The organism is Mycobacterium sp. E787 (assembly GCF_001668725.1).
Taxonomy (GTDB): Bacteria; Actinomycetota; Actinomycetes; order Mycobacteriales; family Mycobacteriaceae; genus Mycobacterium.
On sequence record NZ_LZKL01000130.1, the window covers coordinates 1 to 7,308 of the forward strand.

A 7,308-nucleotide genomic window follows, 5' to 3' on the forward strand; every position below is an offset into this window, starting at 1 on the left:
CCCGCCGCACGCGCTCGCCTACGACATCGAGGGCTTGCCCCGCCGCCTGCGTCGGGTGACCAACCGCTGGTCGCTGGAAGCGGGCCCGGCCGGTTCCACCGTGGTGAGCCTGACCAGCACGGTGGAAATAGGTTCTGGTCCGGCCGAAGCCCTGGCAGAACGCGTCGTGTGTCGCTTTCTCGCGCGACAGTCCGACGTGATGCTCGCCGGGCTCGCGAACCGATTGGAGGCCGCCCGTGTCTGATCGTCCCGATGTGGTCGTCATCATGACCGACGAGGAGCGCGCGGTGCCGCCCTACGAGGCTCCCGACGTGCTCGCCTGGCGCGACCGAACGTTGGCCGGGCGCAAGTGGTTTGACGACCACGGCGTCAGCTTCGCGCGGCATTACACCGGTTCGCTGGCCTGCGTGCCCAGCCGCCCGACGATCTTCACGGGGCACTACCCCGACCTGCACGGGGTCACCCAGACCGACGGCATCGGGAAGACGGCCGACGATTCCCGCATGCGCTGGCTGCGCCGCGGCGAGGTGCCCACCCTGGGCAACTGGTTCCGCGCCGCAGGATACGACACGCACTACGACGGCAAGTGGCACATCTCGCACGCCGACCTCGTCGATCCGGCGACCGGCCGTTCCCTGCTGACCAACGACGACGACGGCGTCGTCGACTCCGCCGCGGTGCGGCGCTACCTCGACGCCGATCCGCTTGGGCCGTTCGGCTTTTCGGGATGGGTGGGCCCGGAGCCGCACGGAGCGCTGCTGGCCAACGCGGGCGTGCGCCGCGACCCCCTGATCGCCGACCGCGTCGTCGCGTGGCTCACCGACCGCTACGCCCGCCGCCGCGCCGGCGACCCCGCCGCGCTGCGCCCGTTCCTGTTGGTGGCCAGCTTCGTCAACCCCCACGACATCGTGCTGTTCCCCACGTGGGCGCGCCGAAGCCCGCTGCGGCCCTCGCCATTGGACCCGCCGCCGGTGCCGCCGGCGCCGACCGCCGCCGAGGACCTGTCGGCCAAGCCGGCCGCGCAGATCGCCTTCCGCGAGGCCTACTACTCGGGCTACGGCCCGGCGCCCGCGATCAACTGGAGCTACGAACGCAACGCCCAGCGCTACCGTGACCTGTATTACCGCCTGCACGCCGAGGTGGACGGGCCGATCGACCGGGTCAGGCGGGCGGTCACCGAGGGCGGCTCGGGCGATGCGGTGCTGGTGCGCACGGCCGATCACGGGGATCTGCTCGGCGCCCACGGTGGGCTGCACCAGAAATGGTTCAACCTCTACGACGAGGCCACCCGCGTTCCGTTCGTGATCGCCCGCATCGGTGCGGGTGCCACGCGGCCCCGCGTCATCACCGCGCCCACGTCGCACGTCGACCTGGTCCCAACCCTGCTGGGCGCCGCGGGGATTGACGTGGCCGCCGTCGCGTCCACACTCGCCGAGTCGTTCTCCGAAGTCCACGACCTGCCGGGCCGCGACCTGATGCCGGTCGTCGACGGCGCGCCGGCCGACGAGGCGCGCGTGGTCTACCTGATGACCCGCGACAACATGCTCGAGGGCGACAGCGGCGCCTCGGGCCTGGCGCGCCGCCTCAAGCGGACCGTCAATCCGCCTGCGCCGCTGCGGATCCGGGTGCCCGCTTATGTGGGCTCGAACTTTGAGGGGCTGGTCGTGCGCGTCGACGAGACGGCCGCAGCGGGCGGCGCGGGGCACCTGTGGAAGCTGGTCCGCACCTTCGACGACCCGGCCACCTGGACCGAACCGGGCGTGCGCCACCTCGCCGCGAACGGGCTCGGCGGCGAGGCCTACCGCACGTCGCCGCTGGACGACCAGTGGGAGCTCTACGACCTGACCGCCGACCCGATCGAAGCCGACAACCGATGGACGGACCCGGATCTGCATGAATTGCGCGGGCACCTACGGACGCGGCTCAAGCAGGCCCGGGCCGATTCCGTGCCGGAGCGAAACAACCCGTGGCCCTACGCATCTCGCCGCCCGCCGGCGCCGAAGCCGTCGCGGCTCGGGCGCCTGTTCGGGCTGTTCGCCCGCTGACGCCGCGAGCGTAACCACACCGCGAAAGATCGGCCCGGAATTCGCAGTGTCGTTACGCTCGCGCGGCGCGACCGGCCGCTAGGTCCGCATCCGGTCGATGAGGTTCGACAGCACCACGATGCTCTCGCTGCGTTCGATGTCCGCGCTCGAGCGGATGCGCTCCAAGGCCGCCTCCAGGTGCCGCATGTCACGGGCGAGCACGTGCAGGATCGCATCGGAAGTTCCGGTGACCGTCGCCGCACTGACCACCTCGGGGATGTCCACCCAGGCGGCCCGCAGCCGATCGGGAGCGATGGTGCCGTGGCAGAACACCTGCACGTACGCCTCGGTGTTCCAGCCCAGCGCGCTGTAGTCGACGACGGTGGTGAAGCCCTTGATCACGCCTGCGTCGAGCATCCGGTCGACGCGCCGCTTCACCGCGGGCGCCGACAGGTTCACCCGCTGTCCGATTTCCGCGAAGGTGGCGCGCGCGTGCTGGGTCAACTCGGCGAGGATGCGCTCGTCGGTCTCATCGAGGCGGTCCATGCGCTCCTCCTTAACGAATCGCCGCACACCGGCTTGCCGCACAATAAATCAACTATAGACACGCAAGGAACGTCGTTTGCTTGTTCTAGGCGTCGCAAATACCGTTGATTTATGACGGATTCATACGTCGGCGCCCCGGCGCTCACCCAGCCCATCCGCGCGCCGCGGGCCCGCCGGTACGCGATGACTCCGCCGACGTTTTTCGCCGTCGAGTACGCGATCAACCCCTGGATGGACGTCACCACGCCCGTCGACGCCCACGTCGCGCAGGCGCAGTGGGAAGTTCTGCGGCAGACGTACCTGCGACTGGGCCACCACGTGGACGTGATCGAGCCGGTGCCCCGGCTCCCCGACATGGTCTACGCCGCCAACGGCGGGTTCATCGCCCGTGACATCGCCCTGGTCGCCCGCTTCCGGTTCGCCCAGCGTGCCGGCGAAGCCCGGGCCTACGCCGGCTGGATGTCCTCCCTTGGCTACCGGCCCGTGTCGACCCGGCACGTCAACGAGGGGCAGGGCGATCTGCTGAGGGTCGGCGATACGGTGCTGGCGGGATACGGCTTTCGCACCGACCGGCGCGCGCACGCGGAAATCTCCGCGGCGCTGGGCATGCCGGTCGTCTCGCTGCAGCTCGTGGATCCGCGCTTCTATCACCTCGACACCGCGCTGGCCGTCCTCGACGATCGCACGATCGCTTTCTATCCGCCCGCGTTCAGCGCGGCCGCGCAGCAGCGACTGCGCGCGCTGTTTCCCGACGCGATCACGGTCGCAAGCGCCGACGCTTACGTGCTTGGGCTCAACGTCGTCTCCGACGGCCTGCACGTCGTGCTGCCCTCGGCCGCAACGGGTTTCGCCGCACAACTGCGGGCGGCCGGCTTCGAGCCGGTCGGCGTGGAGCTGTCCGAGCTGCTCAAGGGCGGCGGTTCCGTCAAGTGCTGCACATTGGAGGTATTCCCATGACGATCCTGGCCGACAGCGCAGCCGACGCCGCGATCGCGCTGGTGGAAAAGCATGCGGCGCACAACTATTCGCCGCTGCCGGTGGTCGCGGCCAGCGCCGAGGGCGCCTGGATCACCGATGTCGACGGACGCCGCTACCTGGACTGCCTGGCCGCCTACTCGGCGGTCAACTTCGGTCACCGCAACCCCGAGATCACCGCGACGGCGCACGCCCAACTCGACACCGTCACGCTGGTCAGCCGCGCGTTCCACTCCGACACCCTCGGCCCGTTCTGCGCGGCGCTGGCCCGGCTGTGCGGCAAGGACATGGTGCTGCCGATGAACTCGGGCGCCGAGGCAGTGGAGAGCGCCCTGAAGGTCGCCCGCAAATGGGGCGCCGAGGTCAAGGGCGTCCCCTCGGGCCGGGCGAACATCATCGTGGCCGACAACAACTTCCACGGCCGCACGATCAGCATCGTCAGCTTCTCCTCGGACCCGGCGGCCCGGGACGGGTTCGGTCCGTTCACCCCCGGGTTCCGCTCGGTGCCGTTCGGGCACGCCGCCGCGCTGGCCCGCGCGATCGACGAGAACACGGTGGCGGTGTTGATCGAGCCGATCCAGGGCGAGGCCGGCATCATCGTCCCGCCCGACAACTACCTGCCCACCGTCCGCGCGCTGTGCAGCGAGCACAACGTGCTGATGATCGCCGACGAGATCCAGTCGGGCCTGGCCCGCACCGGCTACACGTTCGCCTGCGACCGGTGGGGCGTCGTGCCCGACGTGTACCTGCTCGGCAAGGCGCTCGGCGGCGGCGTGGTCCCGCTGTCGGCGGTGGTCGCCGACAGCGACGTCCTCGGCGTGCTGCGTCCGGGTGAGCACGGCTCGACCTTCGGCGGCAACCCGCTGGCCGCCGCCATCGGCGCCACCGTGGTGTCCATGCTGGAGCGCGGCGAATTCCAGGCTCGGTCGGCCCAATTGGGGGAGCACCTGCACAGCCGCCTGCGGCAGCTGATCGGCAACGGCGTGCTGGCGGTGCGCGGCCTCGGCCTGTGGGCCGGCGTCGACATCGACCCGGCGCTGGGCAGCGGAAAGGACATCAGCCTGCGGTTGGCCCGCCGCGGCGTGCTGGTCAAGGACACCCACGGTTCGACGCTGCGGTTCGCGCCCCCACTGGTGGTCACCGATCAGGAGATCGACTGGGCGATTGACCAGTTCGCTGCGGCATTGCGGGAGGCATGCGCATAATCAGCTGATCCAAGCAACAGGGGGCACACTTGCCAGCCAGCTCGATCAGCCTGACGGAGCAGATGTTGCGGCGTCGTCCCGTCGCCGGAGCCCACGCCGCACGCGGGGCCGCCGACCACCTCAAGCGCAGCATCGGCACCTTCCAGCTGACCATGTTCGGCGTCGGCTCGACGATCGGCACGGGAATCTTCTTCGTCATGTCCCAGGCGGTGCCCGAGGCCGGCCCCGGGGTGATCGTCTCGTTCTTGATCGCCGGCATCGCCGCCGGGCTCGCGGCCATCTGCTACGCCGAATTGGGCGCCGCGGTGCCGGTTTCGGGTTCGTCGTACTCCTATGCGTACACCACGCTGGGCGAGGTCGTCGCGATGGGCGTGGCCGCGTGCCTGCTGCTGGAATACGGGGTGTCGACCGCCGCGGTCTCGGTCACCTGGAGCGGCTATCTCAACAAGCTGTTGAGCAACGTGTTCGGATTTCAGCTGCCGCATGCCTTGTCGGCGGCGCCGTGGGACGCGCAACCGGGCTATGTGAACGTGCCGGCGCTGATCCTGATCGTGATGTGCGCGCTGCTGCTGATCCGCGGGGCCAGCGAGTCGGCGAAGGTCAACACGATCATGGTGCTGACCAAGCTCGGCGTGCTGATCATGTTCGTGATCCTCGCGTTCACCGCCTTCGACGCCGGCCGGCTGGAGGACTTCGCCCCGTTCGGCGTCGCCGGCATCGGGTCGGCGGCCGGCACCATCTTCTTCTCCTACATCGGCCTGGACGCGGTGTCGACGGCGGGCGACGAGGTCAAGGACCCGCAGAAGACCATGCCCCGCGCCATACTCGCGGCGCTGGCCACGGTGACCACCGTGTACGTCCTCGTCGCGCTGGCCGCGCTCGGCACGCAGCCGTGGCGGGACTTCGCCGCCCAGCAGGAGGCGGGCCTGGCCACGATCCTCGACAAGGTCACGCACGGCGGCTGGGCCAGCACGATTCTGGCGGCCGGCGCGGTCATCTCCATCTTTTCGGTCACGCTGGTCACCATGTACGGCCAGACCCGCATCCTGTTCGCCATGGGCCGCGACGGGCTGCTGCCGGCGCGATTCGCCACGGTGAACGCGCAGACCATGACCCCGGTGAGCAACACGGTGATCGTCGCGCTGGCCGCGGGGAGCCTGGCGGCCTTCGTGCCGCTCGACAAGCTGACGGACATGGTGTCCATCGGCACGCTGACGGCGTTCATCGTCGTATCGGTCGGCGTGATCATCCTGCGTGTGCGCGAACCGGACCTGCCGCGAGCCTTCAAGGTGCCGGGTTATCCTGTCACGCCGGCCCTTTCGGTGCTGGCCTGCGGCTACATCCTGATCAGCCTGCACTGGTACACCTGGATCGCGTTCGCCGGGTGGATCTCCGTGGCGTTGATCTTCTACTTCGTCTGGGGCCGCCACCACAGCGCGCTCAACGAGAGCGAAGCGACGTGAGCGTCGTCGTCGGGTACCGGGCCGGCGAGGTCGGCCTGTCGGGGTTGCACCTGGCCGTCCGCGCCGCGCGGTCGCTCGGCACGTCGCTCGTGGTGGCGACCATCGTGCCCCAGCCTTGGCTGGCGCCGTCGTTCGCGCGCGTGGACGCCGAGTACCAGCAGTGGGCGGACAACCTGGCCGCGGACTCGGCGAACGAGGCCGCGCGTTTTCTCCGTGGCCTGTGTGACGGGATCGAGGTCGCCTACGTGGATCGAGCGCACCGGTCGGTGTCGGGTGGCCTGATCGAGGTGGTCGAGCAGGCCGGTGGCGAGGTGGTGGTGCTCGGGTCGCTGCCCAGTGGCGGACGCGGGCCGGCGGTGATCGGCACGACCGCCGACTGGCTGCTGCACGCGTCGCCCGTGCCGGTGGCGATCAGCCCGCGCGGATACCGCGCGCGCACAGGCGGATTGACGCGGCTCACCTGCGCCTACGCCGCCACGCCCGACTCGGTCGAGGTCGTGCGGCGGTGTTCCGAGACGGCGCGGCGGTTCGGGTTGCCGCTGCGGGTGGTGACCTTCGCCGTCCGCGGCAAAACGATGTACCCCCCCGAGGTGGGTTTGCATGCCGAGGACGAGATCCTCGAGGCTTGGGCGTCGCAGGCGCGGGCGCTACAGGCCGGCTTGAAAACCGACCGGGTGATCGCAGAAGACGTTGCGCTGGAGGTCGTCACCGGCCACGACTGGGGGGAGGCGCTGCGCAAGGTGGACTGGCAGGACGGCGAGATCCTCGCATTGGGCACCCGACCGCGCGACGAGATCCGCCGGGTGTTCCTGGGTTCGCGCAGCGCCAAGATCATTCGCGAGAGCCCGGTGCCGGTGCTGGTGCTGCCGGGCTAGCCTCGTCGAGGCTCGGCAACTGACCGCTTGGGAATCCTTGGACGCCGAAATCGACGCGAGCGTGCAGCCCACTCGCGCGGATTCATACGGTCAACGCAACATCCACTGATTTTGGAGGTTGCTATGCCGCGTGGTCATCCGATTGCGAGGTCGGTCAAACGTCAGCTTTTCGATCTGGTCTGTCAGGGCGCGGCCGTAACGCGGGCGTCGTCGGAGTTGG

General features: G+C 69.8%; 7 protein-coding genes. 6 read left to right on the top strand and 1 reads right to left on the bottom strand.

Annotated elements, in window-relative coordinates:
* Together A5705_RS26415 and A5705_RS26420 are read left to right on the top strand one after the other, a co-directional pair.
* On the top strand, positions 1-244 hold a 244-nt coding region (locus A5705_RS26415; RefSeq protein WP_197521336.1), incomplete at its 5' end, for an SRPBCC family protein.
* Positions 237-2,045: a sulfatase-like hydrolase/transferase gene (locus A5705_RS26420; protein WP_082956709.1), complete on the top strand. Its 1,809-nt coding sequence runs from the start codon at positions 237-239 to the stop codon at positions 2,043-2,045. The genes A5705_RS26415 and A5705_RS26420, both read left to right, overlap by 8 nt.
* A gap of 78 nt (positions 2,046-2,123) precedes the next feature.
* On the opposite strand, the gene A5705_RS26425 is transcribed toward A5705_RS26420, so the two are convergent.
* Positions 2,124-2,570 (bottom strand): Lrp/AsnC family transcriptional regulator, encoded by a 447-nt coding sequence (locus A5705_RS26425; RefSeq protein ID WP_068281109.1) that lies wholly within the window; start codon positions 2,568-2,570, stop codon positions 2,124-2,126.
* Between the two features lie 111 nt (positions 2,571-2,681).
* On the opposite strand from A5705_RS26425, the gene ddaH reads away from it, so the two are divergent.
* From ddaH to A5705_RS26445, 4 genes are read left to right on the top strand one after another with little or no spacing between them, the layout of a single operon-like run.
* Complete coding sequence (gene ddaH, locus A5705_RS26430) at positions 2,682-3,527, top strand: dimethylargininase (protein ID WP_068281111.1); 846 nt, start codon at positions 2,682-2,684, stop codon at positions 3,525-3,527.
* The gene (gene rocD / locus A5705_RS26435) at positions 3,524-4,750 is read left to right on the top strand and encodes an ornithine--oxo-acid transaminase (protein ID WP_068281113.1); all 1,227 of its coding nucleotides are present in this window, start codon (positions 3,524-3,526) and stop codon (positions 4,748-4,750) included. Before ddaH ends, rocD begins: the two co-directional genes overlap by 4 nt.
* 29 nt (positions 4,751-4,779) lie before the next feature.
* Positions 4,780-6,213, top strand: a complete 1,434-nt coding sequence (locus A5705_RS26440; protein ID WP_067876870.1) for an amino acid permease — start codon at positions 4,780-4,782, stop codon at positions 6,211-6,213.
* A complete protein-coding gene (locus tag A5705_RS26445) occupies positions 6,210-7,088 on the top strand; it encodes a universal stress protein (RefSeq protein WP_067876873.1) in 879 nt (292 codons plus the stop codon). The genes A5705_RS26440 and A5705_RS26445 overlap by 4 nt, the downstream gene beginning before the upstream one ends.
* Positions 7,089-7,308: the final 220 nt, after the last annotated feature.